We start from the raw sequence: 23047 nt of genomic DNA, 5'->3' as shown, positions 1-23047 counted from the left end.
AAACATTTTTTGTTAAAACCAATTAAGTGTCTGATATTCAGTTTACTTGTGTTTTCCTTGTAGGGCTTATGTAGGCCTAAAAATCTGTTTTTTAGGTGAATTGAGGGCTTCTGTATGGTTTGTGTAGTAGCGCCAAATTGTTCTATTGCACTGCACCGCTATAGATTTGATTTATGAAACGGGCTACCAAGAGCCCCGGTCATTAACTAACCAAATATTAACTTAAAACTAATTTCTATGAGAGGAAGATTTACATTCGTATTCTTCATTTACTGTATCATGGCATTTCCGCTGGCCTTACTGGCACAAGATATTCCGGTTACAGGAAAAGTAACAGAACAAAATGGTAGCCCTTTACCGGGTGTAACAGTTAAGCTCGATGGAACTACCAGGGCGGCATCTACTGATGCCAATGGTGTTTTTAGCATTCAGGCACCTGTAGGAGGCAAATTAACCATCAGTTTAATTGGTATGGCGCCACAAACGGTAACTATTCCGGCAGGCGGCCGTATTAATGTATCGCTTACAGCCGATTCGAAAGATTTAACAGAAGTAGTGGTGGTGGGTTATGGTACCCAAAAGAAAAGTGTGGTAACGGGGGCAATCTCAAGTGTTAAGGCTTCAGATTTAGAAAATCAACCTGTGGTTCGTATCGAGCAATCATTACAGGGCAGAACCTCAGGTTTAACCATTGCGGCAACTTCTGGCCAGCCAGGTTCAAGCTCAACCGTACGTTTAAGAGGTTTTACTTCTTTTGGTAATAGCAAAAACGATCCGCTTTGGGTAATTGATGGTGTGGTGATTGATGCAGGTGGTATTGGCTATTTAAACCAGGATGATATCGAATCAATCGAGGTGCTTAAAGATGGTGCTTCTGCCGCCATTTACGGAACACGTGCTGCTGCGGGTGTTATTTTGGTAACCACCAAAAAAGGTAAAGCAGGTACGCTGAACATTAACTACAGCGGTTACTACGGCACACAGGCGCCAGCTAAAAGATTAGACTTGTTGGATGCTACACAATATGCAACTTTGCGTAACCAGGCACTTGTTAGTGCAGGTAAAGCCCCGGCATTTGCCAATCCTGCAGCATTAGGTGCGGGTACAGATTGGCAGGATTTGATTTTTAACAATAGTGCTCCAAAGCAAAGCCATGAGTTTAGCGTATCTGGAGGAAGTGAGAAAGCAACTTATTTTACCTCTTTTGGTTATACCGATATTAAGGGGATTGTAGCAACACCTATTTCTAAATTTAACAGGGCAAATGTGCGTATCAATACCTCATTTAAGCCCATTAAAGGTGTAACATTTGGCGAAAATTTAGGTTATAGCCATGGGGTTAACAGTGGTATTGGTGAGACTAACCGTGAGTTTGGTGGCGTATTAAGTTCGGCAATTAATTTAGATCCGATTACGCCTTCAATTATTACAGATCCGGCTTCACAATCGGCTTTTTTCCCTTCGGCTACAGGCAATCCGGTACAAAATGCTGCAGCAACCAGAAATGGTGATGGGCAGCTTTTTGGGATCTCACCTTATGTACTACAGGAAATGAAGAACCCGCTGGCAATGATCCAGAACCGATTAGGGAACTATGGCTATGACCATAACATTGTAGGTAATGTTTTTGCCGATCTCGAACCTATAAAAGGTCTGCACATTCGTTCATCGTTGGGTACAAAAATGGCTTTTTATGGAAGTAACTCATTTACCCCGATAGCCTATTACAATACTTCAACACCTATTAACCAATCTTCGTTATCAAGAGAGAATACCTATGTAATTAACTGGAACCTGGAGAATACGATCTCGTACAATAAGGTGATAGATAAACATAATTTCACCTTCCTATTGGGTCATGGGGAGTATAAAGATGGCAACCAGCGCAGGGCGACTGTAGTGTACAACAATGTACCTGCAAAAACTTTCGATGAAGCATCTTTCAGGTACAATGCCTTGCCTGCCGATAGAACAAACAGTAGCGGTGGCGATGGTACCGATCACAGAATCAACTCACTTTTTTCAAGGATCCAGTATAACTATGGTGAGAAATATCTGTTTTCTGCCTTGATCAGACGTGATGGATCATCAAGGTTTGGAGGTAATAATAAATTTGGTTACTTCCCTTCAGGTTCGATAGGATGGGTACCTACTTTAGAAAACTTTTTCCCTAAAAATGATGTGCTTACCTTCCTGAAAATTCGTGGAAGTTACGGTATTACCGGAAATGATGGTATTGGCGATTTTCCTTATATCCCAATTGTAGGGGCAGGAGGAGATCGTAATTACGTATTTGGTTCTACAAATGAAACCGTTTATGTAGGGTATAGCCCAGGTGCTCCGGCCAATCCTGATCTGAAGTGGGAAGAAACCCGTCAGGCAGATATTGGTATCGATGCAACACTATTCAAGAACTTAACCTTAACTGTTGATATTTATGATAAGAAAACCACGGGTATTTTACAAAACCCACCAATACCGGGGTATGCTGGTTACGGAAGTTTTGCGCAAAACGTGGCAGATATCCAAAACAGGGGTTTAGAGATTGAGTTGGGCTATAGAAATAAAATCGGTCAGTTAGATTTTGGTGTAAACGGAAACATTTCGTTTTACAAAAACAAAGTTACGCAGTTACTTCCCGGCAACCTTTTCTTAGAAGATAATAGCGCAACCTTCCAGAATTTTGGAAACATTACCAGAACAGGTTTAAATCTGCCTTACCAGCAATATTATGGCTACCAGTCTTTGGGTATTTTCCAAAGTCAGGCCGAAGTAGACAGTTATTTTGGAGCTGATGGTGTAACCAAATTACAACCCAATGCAAAACCTGGTGATTTAAAATTTGCCAACTTAACTAACGATAACATCATCAATCCTGATGACCGTACCTATTTAGGTAATCCAAACCCCACTGTAAGTTATGGTATCACGATTAATCTAGGTTACAAAAACTTCGATTTTACTGCTTTCGGCAGTGGTTCGGGCGGCAATCAAATTTTTCAGGGCTTAAGAAGGTTAGATATTGCTACAGCAAATTACCAAAGCAAATATTTAGATGCATGGACCCCAAGTAATACCGGAGCATCCCTTCCACGTATTGTTGATGGCGATCCAAATGGTAACTACTCTAAATTTACTAACCTGTACCTGGAAAGTGGTAATTTCTTCAGGTTAAGAACCATGCAACTGGGTTACTCATTGCCTAAAAACATCATTAGCAAATGGGGCATGAAAAAACTTCGGGTTTATGTGCTTGCAGAAAACTTATTTACGATAACCAAATACACGGGTTACGATCCTGAATTGGGCGTAACTGCCGATTCTGGTGGTGGTGCACAATACGGTATCGATCGTGGTGCTTATCCACAGGCAAGGGCATTTTTGTTTGGCTTAAATGTTGGATTTTAATATAATTTAAATCATGATGAAAAAGAATTTTTTATACTTTACAGCAGTTGTACTTTCTGTATCGTTGGGTTCGTGCAAAAAGGATTTGGAAGTAAATCCGCAAGACCGTATAACTTTAGATAATTATTATAAAACACAAGCCGATGCCTTTACGGGTTTGGTGGCCATATACGATAGGTTTGCTTACCAATCGGGTGGCTTGTACGATAAATCGGCTGTCATGAGTGTTGCAGGCGATGATCAGCTTGCAGGTGGGGGCGGCCCAAGTGATATTAATGATTTGCAGGTGATGCAAACCTATACACTTAATGCCAGCACAGGTCCTCAGGGTTACCTTTGGAGCAGAGGATATAGCGGAATTTATAGAGTGAATGTTCTGCTGCAAAAAATTGTAGATATCCCGATGGATGCGACCTTAAAAGCGAGGTATATTGCCGAAGCCAAAACCATGCGTGCAGCATTTTATTTCGATCTGGTTACCTTCTTTAAAAATGTGCCAATTATAGAAGGCACTGTTGATCCAAAAGATTTATACAATGTTGTTCAGGCTGCACCAGCTGCAGTGTATGCTTATGTAGAAAAAGATCTAGCTGATGCTATACCAGGATTGCCAAATACAGTTCCGGCTGCTACAGAAGGTGGTCGCTTAACTAAAGGTGCTGCACAGGCCTTACTGGGCAAGGTTTTATTGTACCAGAAAAAATGGCAGGCAGCTGCAGATCAGTTTGCTGTGGTAAACGGCACTGCACCTGGTGTTTCACCTTCGGTTTATGGCTACAAGCTTATTCCTAATTTTGGTGATTTGTGGAAACCAAGCAATAAATTCAATTCAGAAGCCATCATAGAGTTTGTGCACAGCAATAAATCTAACGGTAACTGGTCTGCAGCCGGTAATAGCGAAGGTAATTTATTATCCATCACAACGGGTCCACGTGGATATAGCAAAACGGTTTCTACTGCTCCTGATTATTTTAGCGGCTATAGTTTCCTTGTATTTACAAAAGCCTTTTTTGATTTCATCCATTTCGATCCGAGAAATGCGGCCACGGTAGCCAACTTAGATAGTTTGCAAACTAATGGTATTGCCAAGTACACTGCCGGGTACAATAACACAGGGTATTTCTTTGCTAAGTACATGGGCTTAACTACCCAGGCAGCCGCAAATACACCAGAGTTAAATTTCGGAATAGATGAATACGAAATCCGTTTGGCCGATACTTATTTAATGGAGGCTGAAGCTTTGATGAATGCCGGTGCGGCAGTAGGCGCAGGCTCAAGGGCTTATGCTTTGCTTAATGCCGTTCGTGCAAGGGTAGGATTAAATCCCGTTGCCGTAACACAGGCCAACATTGAAAAAGAAAGAAGATTGGAACTAGCAGGCGAAGGCCAGCGTTTTCCTGATCTTGTACGTTGGGGCAAAGCTGCTGCAACATTGGCTTCGAAAGGTTTCATTGCTGGACGTCACGAAGTTTTTCCTATTCCGCAAGGCGAACTGAATAACACCAAAATCGAGCAGAATAAAGAATGGGGTGGTACCAAATAAAATCTCATCTATGCACGCTTAATGTTTAATTGTTAACAGGGAGAAAGCGAAATCTTTCTTCCTGTTTTTTTTAATCTGATCATCATTTATCTATGCTTTCTACCAAAGCTTTTCGCCTTTTTATTGTTGCTGTTTTTACCTTTCCTTCCTTTGCTGTTATTGCCCAAAACCAGCCTGAAGTTTGGCTGACCAAAGCAGATCGGTCTGTTTTATTCGCCAGGCAGGCAGCCGCTTTAAGTTTTACGGCTACAAAAAACAATTGGCCAAGCATTACCGTAAACGATAAAGAAACCTATCAAACTATCGATGGTTTTGGTTATGCCTTAACCGGTGGAAGTGCACAACATATCATTAAAATGTCGGCACAAGCCAGGGCTGCCTTACTCAAAGAATTATTTGCTACCGATGGAAACAACATTGGGGTAAGTTACATCAGGCTAAGCATTGGCGCTTCCGATTTAAATGAAAAAGTATTTTCTTACAACGACCTTCCAGAAGGTCAAACCGATTTAACGCAGGCTAAATTTGACCTGGGCCCCGATAAAGTGGATGTGATTCCGGTAATGAAGGAAATCCTGGCTATAAACCCAAAGTTAAAAATTATGGGTTCGCCATGGTCTCCCCCCTTATGGATGAAAACCACTTACGATGCCCGTGGCGGGATGTTAAAACCCGAATACTACAATGCTTACGCCAGATATTTTGTGCGGTATGTAAAGGAAATGCAAAAAGAAGGAATCCCTGTTGATGCGGTTACCGTTCAAAATGAACCTTTGCATCCGGGCAATAACCCTAGCTTGCTGATGGTTGCACCAGATCAGGCACTTTTTGTAAAAAAATTCTTAGGCCCTGCATTTGCCAAAGCCAATATCAAAACCAAAATTATTGTTTACGACCATAATGCCGACCGGCCCGATTACCCGATTAGCATTTTAGATGATCCTGAAGCCAAAAAATATATCGATGGATCTGCCTTTCATTTGTATGGGGGAAAGATCGAAGCTTTAAGTGATGTGCACAATGCCCATCCTGATAAGAATATTTACTTCTCGGAGCAAATGGTCGTTGAACAGCCAGATGCTACAGATATTAAAATTGTGAATCCCGTTAGGCGCTTAATTATCGGGGCTACCCGTAACTGGAGCAAAAATGTGCTTGAATGGAATTTAGCTGCCGATCCTGAAAATAAACCTTATACCGACAGGGGCGGTTGTTCGATGTGCCAGGGTGCAGTAACGATTGATCAAGATACCTATAGCAGGAACCTGGCTTATTATTCCATTGCGCATGCTTCTAAATTTGTACGACCGGGTGCTGTTCGGGTAGCTACAAATGATTTGACCGATCTGCCCAATGTTGCCTTTAAAACCCCAGATGGTAAACATGTTTTAATTGTAGCCAATAGTGGAAAAAACGCCAATACCTTTAACATTGGTTTTAATGGCAAAATGCTCGTTGCAACACTCGATAAAGGATCTGTAGCCACTTATATCTGGTAATTCTCTAAAACCTAATCTTATTTTTATGTCTTTCACAAAATCGATATTATATATTTTTCTGCTCAGTACCGTTTCGTTTACAGGGTTTAGTCAGGGTTTTTTAAAAGCCGATGGTAAAAGAATAGTGAACCAAAAAGGGGAGAATGTTTTACTCCGTGGTTTTGGTTTAGGTGGCTGGATGTTGCAAGAGGGTTATATGCTCAAAATCAATAAAGAGGCACAACAGTATCGGATTCGCGAGCGCATAGAAGAATTGATGGGCCCAAAACAAACCCAGGAGTTTTACGATGCCTGGCTGGCCAATCACATGCGCAAAATCGATGTGGACTCCATGAAACGCTGGGGCTTTAATTCCATCCGCCTCCCTATGCATTACAATCTGTATACCTTGCCGGTAGATAAAGAACCTGTTGCCGGTAAAAATACCTGGCTGGAAAAAGGCTTTGCTTTAACCGATAGTTTGTTGTCGTGGTGTAAGGCCAATAACATGTACCTCATTTTAGATTTACACGCTGCACCCGGCGGACAAGGGAACGATCTAAACATCGCCGACCGTGATCCCTCCAAACCGTATTTATGGGATAGTGAGGCTAACCAGGAAAAAACCATAGCACTTTGGAAAAAACTGGCCGAACGATATAAAGATGAACCTTACATTGGTGCATACGACATTTTGAATGAGCCTAATTATGGTTTCACCAATCCTGAAGAAGATAAAAACGGAACGAAAGAAAAAGTGAATGCGCCTTTGCGTAAGTTAATGGTCGAGATTACCAAAGCCATCCGTGAAGTTGATCAAAAACACATCATTATTATCGAAGGAAATGGCTGGGGGAATAATTACAACGGCATTTTCCCGCTTTGGGACAAAAACATGGTACTGAGCTACCACAAATACTGGAATTATAATGATCAGGCTTCAATAGCCCATATTATTAAAGCCAGAGATGAACAGAACGTTCCGGTTTGGCTGGGCGAAACGGGCGAAAATTCGAATGTTTGGTTTACGGATGCCATCCATCTATTAGAAAAAAATAATATCGGCTGGTCCTGGTGGCCATTGAAAAAAATCGGCGGCAATAATCCGATGGAAATTAAATCCAATCCTAATTATGATGCACTGGTGAAGTACCTGAATAACGGTGGAAATAAGCCTAAAGATAGCAATGTGTACAGCGGTTTAATGGAGCTGGCTATTTATTCGAGATTAGAAAACACCATCATCCACCACGATGTGATCGATGCCATGATCCGCCAGCCCTTTAGCAATGGAACCAAACCTTTCAAGACCAGTTTAATCAAAAATAAAAGTATAGTGTATGCTGTAGATTACGATTTAGGTAAAAATGGCAAAGCTTACTTTGATACAGATACAGCCGATTACCATACCTCAACCGGAAAACGAAGTGCAGGTAACCGCGGCCGGATTTACCGGAATGATGGTGTAGATATTGCAAAAGATTCTACACAGTACGAAAAGTATTATGTAAACCATATCGAAAAAGGAGAGTGGTTACAGTACACCGTAAATGTGTCGCAAAAAGGAACGTACACGTTAAAAATAAATGCTGCAGCCGATAATGCCGCAGGCAGGATTAACATTATTGTTGATGGTAAACAAGTTGCTCAGAATGTTGTGATCCCTAATACCGGAGACCCTAAAAAGTTTAGCACTTTTGAAGTTAAAAAGGTAGCTTTAAAAGCAGGCAAACAAAAAATTAAGATTTTAACCGCTGCAGGCGGTTATAATTTTGGTTATATTCAATTTGTAAAATAAAAACAAAACATCATCTTGAAAGGCGCAAAACGTATCCTGTTTATTTTAGGGGCAATTGCCGTTGCAATCATCGTGCTGTCGAGATGTATGAATGTGGCTGATCAATTACCCGTAGATGTAAGAGGTGAGGCCTATACCGGAGCGGCGACCTGTGTGAAATGCCATAAAGATTTATCACAGTCTTATGCGCATAGTGCGCACGGACTTACCTCTAAACCTGTGGTAGATGCACAATTGTTAAAGGTTTTTGCACCCGATTCGAACAGTTTTTTGTTCAGCGCACACCAAAAAGTGGTGATCGAAAAAAGAGATAGTGGTATTTTTCAGGTGGCTTATCAGGATGGCCAAGCAGTTCGTTCCCAAAAATTCGATATCGAATTCGGCTCGGGCGAAAAGGCTTTTACTTATGCTTATTGGCAGGGAAAGAAATTGTATGAATTGCCTTTGTCGTACTTTACTGCCATTCAGAATTGGGCCATCAGTCCTGGTTTTCCGAAAGAAAGTTTTTATTATGACCGGGCAATAACCAGCCGCTGCCTGGAGTGTCATGCTTCCTATGTAGATATTAAGCTCACTCAAACATCTACTTTTTCAAAAGATGAGGAAATGGAGAAAGGTTCTATCATTTATGGGATAGATTGCGAGCGCTGTCACGGGCCGGGCAAACAGCACGTGGTGTTCCATATGGAAAATCCTGAAGAAAAGACTGCGAAATTTATCACCCTGTTTAAAACACTTACGCGTAAACAGAAAATGGATGTTTGCGCCGTTTGTCATTCGGGCAATACTTTGGTGGCACAGCGATCTGTATTCGGTTTCCAGCCCGGCGACGATCTGGATGCCTATTATTCGCAGGATTTTACAGGTTTTGGTGGAGGTAATATTGATGTTCACGGTAATCAAAGCGCCATGTTACAGGGAAGTAATTGTTATCGGAAAAGCGAAAACATGACTTGCCAATCGTGCCACAATTCACACGAAAATATTAAAGGGAATTTAAGCCTTTACTCGCAGCGTTGTATTAATTGCCACAAAAGCACCAATCACAGCAAAATCACTTTAGCAAAAGGAGCGCTCAGTAGCAATTGTATCGACTGTCATATGCCTAAAGAATCTTCAAAATTGATCAGCTTTCAGCAGGCGGGTAAAGATCATTTAAGTCCATACCGGTTACGCTCACACCATATTGCCATTTATCCCGTTATTAATAAGTAAAAACCAAACTTGTATTAAGAAATTCACCGTTACCCATTAATAGGGCTGGGATTTCGTACATTTGGTTTCCACCTTAAAAATTAGATAGTAGCCGATATGCTCATAAAATACTACTTAGCTTTATTCTCCCTTCTTTTTCTCTCCACAACTATTTTTGCTCAAAAAAAAATTACCCTTAGCGGCACCATTCGCGATGCAGGCACAGGCGAAACCTTGATTGGTGCAACGGTAAGGATTTCCGGCGCTTCTACAGCTGCAACCCTAACCAATAATTATGGTTATTTTGCATTAACACAAACCGAAGGTACCTATACCGTGGCGATAAGTTATACGGGTTACACATCCGTTGTTAAAACCATCAATTTAACAAAAGATACCAAGTTAAATGAGGAATTAAAGAGTGCAAACGATTTAGACGAAGTGACGGTAAGTGCCAACAACCGTAAAAACGACAACGTTAAAAGTGCGCAGATGGGCCTGGAAAGGATTGATATGAAATCGCTTAATTCTATCCCGGTGTTGCTTGGCGAAAAGGATATCTTAAAAACCATCCAGCTGTTGCCCGGCGTAAAATCTGGCGGTGAAGGGAATACAGGTTTTTATGTTCGCGGTGGAGCTGCCGATCAGAATTTAATTATTCTGGATGAGGCTGTCGTGTATAACTCATCACACTTACTTGGCTTTTTCTCTACTTTTAATGCCGATGCCATAAAAGATGTAAGCTTATATAAAGGTGGTATGCCTGCACAATATGGAGGTCGTTTATCGTCGGTTTTAGATGTTAAAATGGATGATGGGAATAATAAAGAGTTTAAATTTCAGGGCGGTATTGGTTTAATTGCTTCGCGTTTAAAAGCAGAAGGGCCGATTGTAAAGGACAGGGGCTCCTTTATGGTGAGTTTCCGCAGGACTTATATCGATCTGTTTTTAAGGGCTTCGCCAGATTCATCCGTTAACGGCAGTACTTTAAATTTTTACGATATTAATGCCAAGGCGAATTATAAAATCAATGATAAAAATACCATTTACATTTCCGGCTATTTCGGTAAAGATAATATTGGTGTTAAAGACCTGTTTGAGAACAACTGGGGGAATGTAACCACCACCATCCGTTTAAACCATATTTTTAACGACCGTTTGTTTTCCAATACCTCGTTAATTTACAATAACTATAATTATACCGTTCGCTTGCTAAATGATGCCACCAATTTTAAGGCCACCTCATTGGTACGCGATTTTAACTTTAAAGAAGATTTTCAGTATTTCAGCAATAAACATACCCTTCGTTTTGGGGTAAACGCCACTCAGCACCGCATCTCTCCGATCGATATCGACAGCGATGAAGCATCGCAGGTGAATTCGCTGACACAGGAAAGGCGTTACGGGATCGAATCGGCTGCTTATATTTCTGATGAGTGGGCGGTAAACGAACATTTAAACTTTTTATATGGCGTGCGTTTGGCGGCTTTTTCTTTAATGGGGCCTGGTAATTTTAGCACCTATGATGCTGATGGAAATATCATATCGACTGAAAATGTAGCTAAGGGTAAATTCCATAAAAATTACTTTAACCTCGAGCCACGTTTTTCGGTAAGTTATCTGTTTAATGAAGAAAATTCGATTAAGGCTTCTTACAACCGCAATACACAAAATGTACATATTTTAACCAATGCCACCTCTAGTTCGCCAACCGATCAGTATGTGTTGAGCAGCAATAATATCAAGCCCGAAATAGCCGATCAGGTGGCTTTGGGTTATTTTAAAAATATCCAGGATAATAATTATGAACTCTCAGGTGAGATTTATTATAAGTGGCTTCAGAACCAGATCGATTATAAAAATGCAGCCGAATTATTGGCCAACTCCAATGTAGAATCAGAACTTTTATATGGAATAGGCAGGGCTTATGGAATGGAGTTGTTTTTTAAGAAAAAATTTGGCAAGCTGAATGGTTGGGTGGGTTATACCTTATCGCGCACGGAGCGTAAGTTTACAGAACTTAATGATGGTAAATATTTTCCGGCAAGGCAGGATCGTACACATGATATCTCAGTGGTTGGTATTTACAACATGACCAAACGGTGGACTTTCTCTTCAAGCTTTATTTACAGCACAGGTAATGCCGTAACCTATCCGGCAGGAAAATATAGTGTTGGTGGACAAATGGCCTACTATTATACGCAAAGAAATGCGGGTCGTATGCCTTACAACATGCGCTTAGATGTGAGTGCAACCCTTGAAGGAAAGGTGAGGAAGAAATACCAGTCGAGCTGGAATTTTGGTATCTACAATCTACTTGCCCGCAAAAATCCTTACGCCATTGAGTTTATTACCGACCCGGATCATCCGGGTAAAACTGCTGCCCAGCAAACTTCGCTATTCGGTCTTATTCCATCAATTACCTGGAACTTTAAATTTTAAAAGGATGAAAAAACTGATTATATACTTTTCGCTGTTTGCTTTCTGTTTAACAGGTTGTAAGAAAATTATTGAAATTGATACGGAAAATGCCGATCCTCAGCTGGTAATTGAAGGTAGAATTAACGATTCGCTGATCGATCAACAGATTAAGATCAGCAAAACCATCGGTTACACCGAAACCAATATTTTTCCGAAAGTTTCGGGTGCTTCAGTTACGGTTACCGATAATAAGGGAAATACTTTTGTATTTAAAGAAGCTGGCACCCCTGGTACTTATATCAACAAGATGAAGGGCGTACCTGGTGTTACCTATAATTTAAATGTTACTGCCGAAGGGCAAACTTACACGGCCAGTTCGAAAATGCCCAATGTGGTTAAAATGGATTCGATAGGCGTGATTAAAAACTTTTTCTTTGGGAGAGAGCGTAAAACCGCTGCCGTATTCTTTAAAGATCCGGCCAACGAAACCAATTTTTATCATTTCAACCTGTATGTTAATGATATTTTATCAGAGCGTTTTTATGTAAATAACGATCGTTTAACAAATGGAAACGACTTAAGGATCCAGTTATTTTTTAAACCACCTACCAACGATCACGACAGTGATGAGTTGAATTCGAACGATAAGATTAAAATAGAAATGGAGTGTATCGATTCGAATATTTTCGATTATTGGTATGCTTTGAGTCAGCAATCCAACCGTGGGCCAAACCAGGGAACCACTCCGGCCAATCCAACTTCAAACATCTCCAATCAGGCTTTGGGCTACTTTAGTGCAAATACTTATCAGGTAATTACGGCCACCGTTAAATAAAGTGATTTGGTGGTAGTTTAAATGATTAAAAACACCTGATAATTTTTAGTGTTAAATAAAACATGAAAGTATTTATAAGTGGCAACATCGCTTCAGTTGGAATAAAAGAACTGGAAGAAAACAATATAACCATCACCCAATGGAAAGAAAACCGGCAGATTACAGCAGAAGAACTGATAGCGGCCTGTCAGGATCAGGATGCCTTAATCAGCGTGGGTCCGAATAAAATTAATGCTGCATTTTTAAAAGCCTGTAGCCATTTAAAGGTGATTGCGCTACACTCTGTAGGATACGATCAGGTAGATGTAGCTGCAGCCAAAAAATTGAATATCCCGATTGGGAATACCCCTGGGGTTTTGAGCAAGGCAACTGCCGATACTGCTTTTTTATTAATGCTTGCGGTATCGCGGAAGGCCTTTTTCGCACACAAAAAAATCATTAAAGGCGAGTGGAAAAACTATGAGCCCACACCCGAACTTGGGATTGAGGTGAACGGCAAAACCCTTGGGATTTTTGGCCTGGGTAAAATTGGACTGGAGATGGCCAAAAAATGCATCGGTGCTTATCAAATGCCCGTAATTTATCACAACAGATCGCGTAATGAAGAAGCTGAAAAAGAAATCGGTGCAAAGTATGTATCCTTCGAAACGCTTTTGGCGCAAAGTGATGTACTCTCTGTCCATACCGCACTAACACCCGAAACCAAGGATAAATTTACACTTGATGTTTTTAAGCAGATGAAAGCCAATTCAATTTTCATTAATACGGCCAGAGGTGCTATCCATAACGAAAAGGATTTGATCAAAGCTTTGGAAAAGAAAATAATATGGGGAGCAGGTTTGGATGTAACGAACCCCGAACCGATGGATAAAAATAATCCTTTGCTGTCAATGGAAAATGTTGCTGTTTTACCACACATTGGCTCAGCTACCGAAGAAACCAGAGCAGCCATGGCCCAGATTATTGTTAAGAATATAATAGCAGGATTGAATGGCGAGAAGCTTCCATTTGAGGTGGTTTAGGATGTAAGATGTAAAAATGTAAGATGGATGATGTAAAATGTAAGAGGTAAGAATGTAAGGTGGATGAGGGGCTAATCGATAGCTAAAATTCCATCATCCATCTTACATTTTCCATTATTAAGCCATAAGCATCATCTTTTTACTCCATTATCCATCTTACATTTTCCATTTCAGCCATTGGCATCATGTTTTACTCCATCATCCATCTTACATTTCCCATTACCCCTCTACTTAACCAGATACTTAAATACCGATCTTCCTAAGTTTCCGTTGGCATCTATACCTTCAATAATTACTTTATACTGGCCTTTACCATCTGCGTTATAATATTCGAACGAAGCATTACCGGTTGCATCAGTAACAACTTTTGGATTCCAATAAATGGTGGTTCTTAAATCGTTGCGGTTCGTGCTGGCAGGCACATCATATTTTGGAGAATAGAATTGTTTTTCTTTGTTGTAACCCTGTGGTGAAAAGGTTAGCTCATAGTATTTTGGTAACATATCCATCAGCTGTGCTTTAGATATTTTAGTGCCTTTAGGCGCTTTCTTTTGATTGAATACAATTACCCCGTTTACATTATTTGCACGGTTAACCAGGCCTAAATCATCTCTTAAGAACACTTCAACAGATTCGAGCTGGTTAGCATCTAAAGTATTAATCTGGTTTACGTCAACATTCATTCCGTTAATAAAAATTCCCATGGGGATCTTTTTACCCTGGTTATAATCTCTCGTCACATAAAAATTATTATCTACAAAGGTTACACCCGGTAACATGCCCTGTAAACAGTTAATCAGTAAGCCACAACCTTTTAGTCTATCGCCGCTCACTTCATGGTCGGCCATTTGGCTCAGTCCGCTTAAGGCCGGGTAATCTTTATGGCTGACTTTCGGAATTACTGCCGCTTTAATATTTACGTCTTTCAAAGTATGTAAATAAGCGTATTGTCTTTTGCTGTTATCTAAATAACTGGTTAGCGCACTATCAATATTTAAAACCTCCTCAGCTGCACTAAAGTTTCTGGTTAGTGTAGGCACTGGCGCACCATTTAAGCTTAAGGTCATGTTTTTATAGTTTACATTATACTTAGCCGTAATGGTAACTTTAGATGAGTCATTAAACATCAGGTTTTGGAATTTAAAATTCCCTACAGGATCTGTGGTCGCTTCTAAATTAAAACGTTTGTCGGGAATGGATAATAACAATGCTCCTTTTCTAACCGGAATGCCGTTATTCTGTCTTAAAATACCCGAAATTTCGATGCCTTGTTCGGGTAAGAAATCTATTTTAGGTAATTTATTGGCAATAATATCAGTGTATTTAAAACTGCGATAGCCCTGGGTAAGCAACAATACATCTAAATCTGCATTTTTCTTCGCATCGGGTGCATTAAAGTAATAATTTGCTTTTTCGATATAACCTTTAACATCGCTGCTTAATAATAGTCCTGTTAATATGGTACTGGTAGCATCTTCGTTTGATGGAACCTTCGACTCATCTACAACAGCTACCGAGAAGCTACCTTCTACCGGGGCGCCATCTTTTTTAGCCGCCACATTTATTTTAACCTTTTTCTTAATTCCGTAGGTGGTGGCAGCACTGGTTAAGGCTACTGCCATTGTGTTTTTATGCTGAACAAACACCAATCGCTCACTTAGTGGTTTACCAAATTCATTAAACAGGGTAAATTGGGCAATTCCATTTGGGAATTTAGATTTAAGTACGGTGGTATTGTATTCTTTATTTGATAATGCGGTTTGTGCCCCATAGCAGATAACACCTTTACTCTGCGCAATTAAATAAAGCTTTTTACCTTGATTTTGCTCAAAGAAAGCATCATTTGCTGCAATTTTTATGGCTATATTATCTGCACTGCTGTTATCTATATTTACCGCAACGCCATTTGCAGCAACTGCAGGCAAATTATAATTTTGAGTGGTACCGTCGGCATAGGTAACTGCCGCTTTGTAGGTTTTTCCGGCTTCCGCCAATAAGCTGAAACTGCCCATTCCTAAATGCTGCGCAGTAAAAGTAGCTACAGTTTTGCCATCATTATCAGTTACCGTGCCTTTTGAGTTAATGCCTAAACCATCACTTTTAATGGCTTTAAAGGCTACTTTGTTGCTTAGGCCGGCAATTAAACTTCCCCCTTCGGGAAAAAATTGAAAATCTTTGCTTACAATCGCGTTTTTAAGCTGAAAGCTACTGTTGGCCACATCTTTATCGGTGGTATTAATGCTGGTAATCAGTTCGCCTTTTTGTAATTGATATTCTGCCTTTTGTGCATTGCTCATGGCTATTGTTAAATAACCGCTGGCATCTGTGGTGCCCCTTCCTTTGGCAATAACCGTATAACTCGTTACCACTTGCCAGCTTACATTTTTATTGGCATAAGGTTTATTGTTGGCATCTTTAAATTGTACGCGTGCATCAATTTTTTCTAACTTATCGGTAGAGGTGTTTTTATAAGTGATATGGGTTTTTACTTCCTTGTCTATTGCTTCTCCCACATAAAAAGTCTTGTTAAAATAAGCCGGATCTTCAGTGTTAAGCATCCATAAGGTATACGCCCTGATGTGGTAATTTCCTTGTTTATAGTTGATCTGATCTAAAGGGAAACTGCCATAGGCAAAACCACCTGTAATGGGTAATTTTAAGGTTTGGATAAGCGAATCTTTCTGGTTAATCACATCCACATAAATGATTTTACTAATTGCAGATAAGAAATTCTGGTTTTCGGTAACGTAGGCTTTAAACCAAACGGTATCGGCTACCGCGTAATATGGTTTGTCAAAATGAAGATAAATCTTTTCAGCAGGATAATCGCTCAATACCTTATTCGTTTTGGTAATGATGCTGTTTATGCTGATGGTATCGGTTTGGGCCGAAGAAGAAAAACTTAGTGCTGATAAAAGTGAAAGTATTATAAACGATAATCTAAAAATCTTCATGGATTGGATATTAAATGCTAAGCCCGTAAATATATCCAATTATAAATAGAGCACATAAAATGTGATGATGTTTAACATTTTTTTACAAAAATTCCAATGTTCATTGTTCTCGTTTGTAACGAAGATGAGGAGGAAGAGCGATTTTACTACCACGAAATGGTTGATAGCCACATTACAGATGTGGTTCTCGCTATCATCGTCCTCGCTTGTAACGAGGATGGGAGGAGAAGGGCGATTTTATCGCCACGAAAATAGTTGATAGCCACATTACAAATGCGGGTCTCTTTAATACTCTGCATACCGTCGTCCTGAACTCGTTTCAGGATCTTGAAACAACCGATAAGGATGCTGAAATAAGTTCAGCAGGACGATACATTGGAAGCCGTCATCAAAATATGTTCTAAAACAAAACCGGCCGCTATTTTAGCGGCTGGTTTCAAATTATGATGTTGTTTGCCTGTTATTTAAATTCGATTAAGAATTCTTCTTTAGGTGAACGTACCTTTTTAAGGTTTACCAGCCAGTCGCCGGCTTCGTCTCTGTTCCCTAAAGGCAATAGGGTAACACTTTTTAATCCTTTTTTATCTAAACCTAAAAGTTCATCTAAAGCCGGACCATTAAAGCCCTCCATTGGAGTAGCATCAACTTTTAACAAAGCGGCTTCTGCAATAGCAATACCGAAACCGATATAAGCCTGACGGGCTGCGTGGTTAAAGTTTTCTTCTGCAGTTCTGGATAAGATCATACCTTTTAACTGCGCTTTGTATGCATCAGTTCCGCTTTCTGGTAAGCCACGCTCCGCATTCATTCTGCTGAAAACGGCATCAATACCTTCTTCTGTGTAGTTTTCGTTAGCGGCAAAAATCAATAGGTGAGAAGAATCGATCACCTGCGACTGGTTAAAAGCAATCGGCGCAATTTTCTCTTTCAACTCCTGGTTGGTTACCACGATAACTTTAAACGGCTGTAAACCTGATGATGTTGGTGCCAAATGTGCTGCAGCAATAATTTTATCAACCTTTTCTTGTTCAACAGGTTGACCGTTCATTTTCTTAACGGCATAACGCCAGTTTAGGGCATCTATTAAGCTCATATTTTTGAATGTTTTTTTTAAATTTTATAGGGCAAATATGCAGATAAGCGGTAAGTCTAATGTTGATGTATGGTAAGAAAATTTTTTGCCTGGTCTCGGTTGGCTAAGAGGGATTTTTCTTAGCCGTTGACTTCAGTCAACGGGAATATTTAATAGAAATTAAGGTACAAACCTCAAATCGCTGCGTACCGGGAAGTGGTCGGATAATTTGGCCTGGGTAATTTTGTAATTTAATACCTCCAGTTCTTTAGAGGTGGCAATATAATCGATCTGAAAATTAGGGAATTTGCCATTATAGGTTTTGCCAAACCCGTTTCCCTTTTTAATAAAGCTGTTGTTTAATCCGGCAGTAATTTGAGTAACCACGTAAGATGCTGGCGTATCGTTAAAATCGCCTGCAATGAGGTAAGGCGTTTTACAGGTGGCCATCTCCTTCTTCATAATATCTACCTGACCGCTACGTTTTAAAAAAGCACTTTTCAGCATTCTTAAAATCCGTTTAGATGGCTGGAGTTCGGTATTCATTTCCTTCACTTTGTCCAGGTATTCGTAATCCTGTTTTTCGAAAGATATCGACTGAAAATGTACATTATAAACCCTCAGGGTTTTTCCTTTAATGTTTAAATCGGTATAAATACTCATGTTACCAGCCAAACCTTCAACAAAAGGGATTTTACCAGAATCTTTAATCGGGAATTTAGAGAATATGGCTAAGCCAGTGGCTTCGTAATCATTTTTATTGGTTGGTACGAAGTAGTAGTATTTTGTATTCAAAAGTGCTTTTAAGCTGTCAACCGTGTCAAATGCGCCTTTATAACGGGTAAAAAATTCCTGAAAACAGATAATATCTGGATTTTGATCTTTTACCACCTGAAGCATTTTTTCTTTTACCGATTCGGTATTGTCCTGGCCATATAATTTAAAACTATGCACGTTATAAGTCATCATTCTGATGCTGTTTTCTGCCTTTTCCGCGCCACCTTCATCACCTCCAATGGCAAAGGTGGCCTTTAACGTTTTAGCACCAAGCGCAATAATCAAAATGGTGGCGATTGCGAAAACCCATTTTTTGCTTAAAAGCCACCAAACCAGAAAGATAATATTAGCGAATAAAACAAAAGGGTAGGCCAGTCCGAAAAAAGCAATAATGGTGTGCGCTCTTGGATCCATATTACCGGCGAGAACCCCCAAAAGCATCGCAATTGCCAATGCAACAGCAATGGGCAAAAGGAGTTTATCCATAAAACTATATTTCTTCTTTTTTGTGGCCATTAATCTTTACTTGCCTTAAATAGTTTTTCTTTTTCTACCGCTGTTAATTTATCGTATCCTGAGGTTGATATTTTATCTAAAATGGCATCTATTTCCTGCTGAGAAACACCGCCTTTAAATTCAGGTTTTTTAACCGGTTTCTCATTCCGAACTACTTTTAGTTTTGGTTTGCGCTCAAAAATTTTGCTCCAGTCTCTTCCGCTTTGCAAACTTTTAATAAAGGTGAATCCTAAAAGTGCACCACCAATATGGGCTAAACTTCCACCTGCATTTACTGATCCGATGGCAATAAAATCGAGGATGAAATAGACAATGGCAATCCACTTAATTTTAACCTCACCAAAGAAAAGCAACATGATGGTGTAATTCGGTACCAGCGTTGCTGCGGCAAAAATAATGGCCATTACTGCGGCAGATGCCCCTACAATGGTTACGCCTGCTAATCCGCTGGCATAAAGCGGAAATATATTTAATGCGGCAACAGCAAATAAACCTCCAAATAAACCACCCGCCAGGTAAACAAAATGAAACTGACGGCTTTTTAAGAAATTCATGAAGATGTTACCGAACCAGAATAAACCAAGCATATTGAACAGGATATGAAGAATCCCGTCATGAATAAACATATAGGTAAATATGGTATAAAATCGCTCAGGTAATTTTGAAATACTGGCAGGTAAACCTAAATAATCGCTTACAAATAAATCAACTGTGTTACCTTGGCCACTTAGCTTGCTAAATACACCAAAAACAGCGATAATTAAAAACAACATTACATTAATCCCAATGTAAAAGAACAATGGGTTGCCCGATTGAAAAACCTTGTATTTTAAATCTTTGAAAGTATTATTCATAGAGTGTATAAAATGTATCGTTTTTGTCTTTCCATATTTTAACCAGTATAAAGCCAATTAAAGCGCCCCCAAGGTGGGCATAATGGGCAATAGAATCGCCCTCAAACTGGGCAACACCCAAAGATAACTCTACTAAAATATAAATTGGTATAATATATTTTGCTTTTACCGGAACCGGAATAAACATAATTAGCAGCTCGGCATTTGGATAAAGCATGCCAAAGGCCACCAGTAAACCAAAAATAGCACCAGAGGCACCAACCATGCCGCCGAAATAAATGCTGCGTAACGTAACCGCCTGTGCCATTGAAAGTTGTTGTGTATTAAACTCTCCCTGAAATAATGCGGTAAGATTTATCTTTCCGTTATTAGTGGCACTACCGATAATCTGGTGTACTTCGTAAGCTTGTACGGCCCATTGTAATGCAAGTGCTCCTAATCCGGTAATAAAATAAAAGATAATAAATTTTTTGCCTCCCCATCTCGATTCTAACAAACTTCCAAAGGAATACAATGCAAACATGTTAAAAAAGATGTGTGCTATGCCACCGTGCATAAACATATAGCTAATCGGCTGCCATAACTCAAACTTCGGAGAATCAAAATAATATACTGCTAACCGATCATCAAGGTGGAGCGTTGTTAGCAGGTAGCTAGCCACGAAAAATAAGATGTTAATAATCAGTAGGTTTTTTACTACTGGTGGAATATATATGTTATTCATTTAATTTTAAAAATCGGTTATTTTTTAAAAGGGTTAATCGACGCTAAACGCCTAACTCCAAATTTTTTTACCACCTCAGAAACCTAAGGGCATCTAAGTTTTGTATGACCGTTAATCACCAGACTTCTCCTGAATTCCAGCTTAATACTCCAAACGCCCAACTCCAAACGCTTAACCTGGTTAATTGTTTAAGCTGGTTAACTGTTTAGTTGGCTTCAACTTCTGCTATGCCAATCAATCTTCGGTCTTCGGACCCCTGACCTCCGACTTTTTCTCTTAGTCTTCCGACCTCCGACTCCGGACCTCCGACCTTTCTAACCTTTCTCAAACTTTTTATCCAGTTCTGCCAAAGTAATGGTTTGGATAATCGGTTTACCACTCACGCTAAAGTTAGGCGTTTTACAGGCAAAAAGTTCATCAATCAAGGTATTCATTTCTTCCTGGCCAAGGCTCGTTCCTGCTTTAATGGCACTGTTTTTTGCTAAACTCCTGGCAAGGCTGTCGCGTTTGCTTAGTTTTAATTCTTGTTGTGAGTTTTTAAAGCCCTCAATCAATTGTTCAAATAACTGTGTTTCGTTAATGTTACTGCTGCCCAGGTCAACAGGAACACCTTCTACTACCAACGTATTTTTCCCAAATTCCCGTACATCAAAGCCTAAACTTTTTATATCATCCAGTAAACTTTTAGCCAGTTCAAAATCGTTGGCATTAAGTGTAATGGTTTGAGGAAATAAACTCTGCTGCGATGCACCTTTGCGGTCATCCAGATGTACGAGAAAACGTTCGTAAAGGATCCGCTCATGTGCCATTTGCTGGTCAATTACCATTAATCCCGACTTAATCTGCGAAACAATATAACGGTTGTGCAATTGCATGTACTGCTTTTGCTTGGTTTCTAAAACAGTTTCATCCGCATAAATAGAGGTTTGCTCTACAATAGGCTGTTCTGTTATTTCGTAAAGCGAGCCCCAGTTTTTAGCACTTGGTTTGGCTTCATAATTTCTCGGTGAAGTAGCATAACCAGATGTAGAACTGCTATCGCTGGCAAAAGGATTAAAATCTGGATTAAAATTAATGCTCGGTGGTACAATATCTTCAACCGCTTTATGGGTAATCATATTGCTAAAGCCAGTTTCCTGATCAAAATCTAAGGTTGGTGCAATGTTATACCGGCCAATGGAACGTTTTACGGCCGATTTCATGATGGCATAAATCGACTTTTCGTCCAGATATTTAATCTCTGTTTTAGTAGGATGTACGTTTACATCGATTTTCGACGGATCGATCTCAATAAACAGTACATAGAGTGGATAACTATCATCAGGCAGTAACTCTTCAAAAGCAGAGCTTACCGCATGGTTCAAATAAGGATCTTTAATGAAGCGGTTATTCACAAAAAAGAACTGTTCGCCCCTGGTTTTCTTTGCAAAAGCAGGCTTGCCAATATATCCTTTTAGGTTAATAATGGTCGTTTCCTCTTCAACAGGAACCAAACGTTCGTTATAATTATTGCCAAAAAGGTGGACAATGCGCTGTTTTAAATTGCCTTTTGGCAGGTTAAAAATCTCGGTTCCATCATGGTGCAGACTAAAAAACACCCCCGGATGTGCCAGGGCTACCCGTTGAAATTCATCCAGAATATGGCGCATTTCAACCGGATTACTTTTAAGAAAGTTTCTTCTGGCTGGCGTATTAAAAAATAGGTTTTTAATCGAAATCTGTGTTCCCGGGGAAGTAGCTACGGGTTCCTGATTGGTTACCTGTGCACCTTCTATTGAAATGCAGGTACCAATTTCGTCTTCATGCCTGCGGGTTTTCATTTCTACCTGCGAAATGGCCGCAATAGAAGCCATGGCCTCACCACGGAAACCCATAGTGCGGATGGCAAATAAATCTTCTGCTTTTTTTACTTTCGAGGTGGCGTGGCGTTCGAAACACATTCTGGCATCGGTAACGCTCATTCCACAGCCGTTATCTATAATCTGAATCAGTGCCTTACCGGCATCTTTTACTACCAGTTGAATTTTATCTGCGCCGGCATCTATCGAATTTTCGAGCAATTCCTTTACCGCTGAGGCAGGTCGTTGAACAACTTCTCCGGCAGCAATTTGATTGGCAACAGCATCAGGCAATAAGTGAATAATATCAGTCATGTATTATGGCAAAGTGAATTCGCTAAATTATGCAAAATAAGCTTAAAGAACCCGATTTGTTTAAAACTCAACATGTAAATGACTGTAGCTAAATAGAATTAATTGCCTGGCAGGCTTGTTTTTCTTGAGTTGTCATGCGGAGTGCCGTAAAGAATCTGTTTGAGAACGAATTAATTGCTTATACTTCAGTTTCTTATTTTCTTTTTTTGAAAAGCAGGTTCCGGTGCCAGTCGGTTCGGGTAGTCCCGCTGTCCGCTAATTCCGATGAAGGATCGGAACCGCTTCCATCGGGTTTATT

At 40.0% G+C, this 23047-nt stretch carries 14 protein-coding genes; 8 read left to right on the top strand and 6 right to left on the bottom strand.

Features of this window, described 5'->3' with window-relative positions:
* The first annotated feature begins 237 nt into the window (after positions 1-237).
* The 8 genes from CA265_17265 (at position 238) to CA265_17230 (ending at position 13699) form a co-directional block, all read left to right on the top strand.
* Positions 238-3408 (top strand): SusC/RagA family TonB-linked outer membrane protein, encoded by a 3171-nt coding sequence (locus tag CA265_17265; protein ARS41309.1) that lies wholly within the window; start codon positions 238-240, stop codon positions 3406-3408.
* 13 nt (positions 3409-3421) lie between these two features.
* A complete protein-coding gene (locus tag CA265_17260; protein ID ARS41308.1) occupies positions 3422-4951 on the top strand; it encodes a RagB/SusD family nutrient uptake outer membrane protein in 1530 nt (509 codons plus the stop codon).
* Positions 4952-5043: 92 nt separating this feature from the next.
* A complete protein-coding gene (locus tag CA265_17255; protein ARS41307.1) occupies positions 5044-6450 on the top strand; it encodes a glucosylceramidase in 1407 nt (468 codons plus the stop codon).
* Between the two features lie 25 nt (positions 6451-6475).
* A complete protein-coding gene (locus tag CA265_17250; protein ARS41306.1) occupies positions 6476-8227 on the top strand; it encodes a glycosyl hydrolase family 5 in 1752 nt (583 codons plus the stop codon).
* Between the two features lie 15 nt (positions 8228-8242).
* The gene (locus CA265_17245) at positions 8243-9442 is read left to right on the top strand and encodes a hypothetical protein (GenBank protein ID ARS41305.1); all 1200 of its coding nucleotides are present in this window, start codon (positions 8243-8245) and stop codon (positions 9440-9442) included.
* A gap of 96 nt (positions 9443-9538) precedes the next feature.
* Positions 9539-11863, top strand: coding sequence for a collagen-binding protein (locus CA265_17240; GenBank protein ID ARS41304.1), 2325 nt, complete (start codon positions 9539-9541; stop codon positions 11861-11863).
* Positions 11864-11867: 4 nt separating this feature from the next.
* The gene (locus tag CA265_17235) at positions 11868-12677 is read left to right on the top strand and encodes a hypothetical protein (protein ID ARS41303.1); all 810 of its coding nucleotides are present in this window, start codon (positions 11868-11870) and stop codon (positions 12675-12677) included.
* A gap of 62 nt (positions 12678-12739) precedes the next feature.
* Entirely contained in the window at positions 12740-13699 is a 960-nt protein-coding gene (locus CA265_17230) for a D-glycerate dehydrogenase (protein ARS41302.1), read from the top strand.
* Between the two features lie 227 nt (positions 13700-13926).
* Here the strand turns inward: CA265_17230 and CA265_17225 are convergent, their stop codons facing one another.
* The 6 genes from CA265_17225 to CA265_17200 form a co-directional block, all read right to left on the bottom strand.
* Positions 13927-16572 (bottom strand): hypothetical protein, encoded by a 2646-nt coding sequence (locus tag CA265_17225; GenBank protein ARS43036.1) that lies wholly within the window; start codon positions 16570-16572, stop codon positions 13927-13929.
* A 541-nt stretch (positions 16573-17113) separates the two neighbouring features.
* Complete coding sequence (locus tag CA265_17220) at positions 17114-17746, bottom strand: NAD(P)H-dependent oxidoreductase (GenBank protein ARS41301.1); 633 nt, start codon at positions 17744-17746, stop codon at positions 17114-17116.
* 159 nt (positions 17747-17905) lie between these two features.
* A complete protein-coding gene (locus CA265_17215; protein ARS41300.1) occupies positions 17906-19018 on the bottom strand; it encodes an endonuclease in 1113 nt (370 codons plus the stop codon).
* Positions 19018-19872: a rhomboid family intramembrane serine protease gene (locus CA265_17210; GenBank protein ID ARS41299.1), complete on the bottom strand. Its 855-nt coding sequence runs from the start codon at positions 19870-19872 to the stop codon at positions 19018-19020. The genes CA265_17215 and CA265_17210 overlap by 1 nt, the downstream gene beginning before the upstream one ends.
* Positions 19865-20596 carry a rhomboid family intramembrane serine protease gene (locus CA265_17205; GenBank protein ID ARS41298.1) on the bottom strand — a complete coding sequence of 244 codons (732 nt, stop codon included), beginning with the start codon at positions 20594-20596 and terminating at the stop codon, positions 19865-19867. The genes CA265_17210 and CA265_17205 overlap by 8 nt, the downstream gene beginning before the upstream one ends.
* A 314-nt stretch (positions 20597-20910) precedes the next feature.
* On the bottom strand, positions 20911-22749 hold the full coding sequence (locus CA265_17200; GenBank protein ID ARS41297.1) for a DNA mismatch repair protein MutL: 1839 nt from the start codon (positions 22747-22749) through the stop codon (positions 20911-20913).
* Positions 22750-23047: the final 298 nt, after the last annotated feature.

The organism is Sphingobacteriaceae bacterium GW460-11-11-14-LB5 (assembly GCA_002151545.1).
Lineage (GTDB): Bacteria > Bacteroidota > Bacteroidia > Sphingobacteriales > Sphingobacteriaceae > Pedobacter.
The sequence above is the reverse complement of the archived record's forward strand: the minus strand, read 5'-3'. Positions and strand labels throughout refer to the sequence as shown.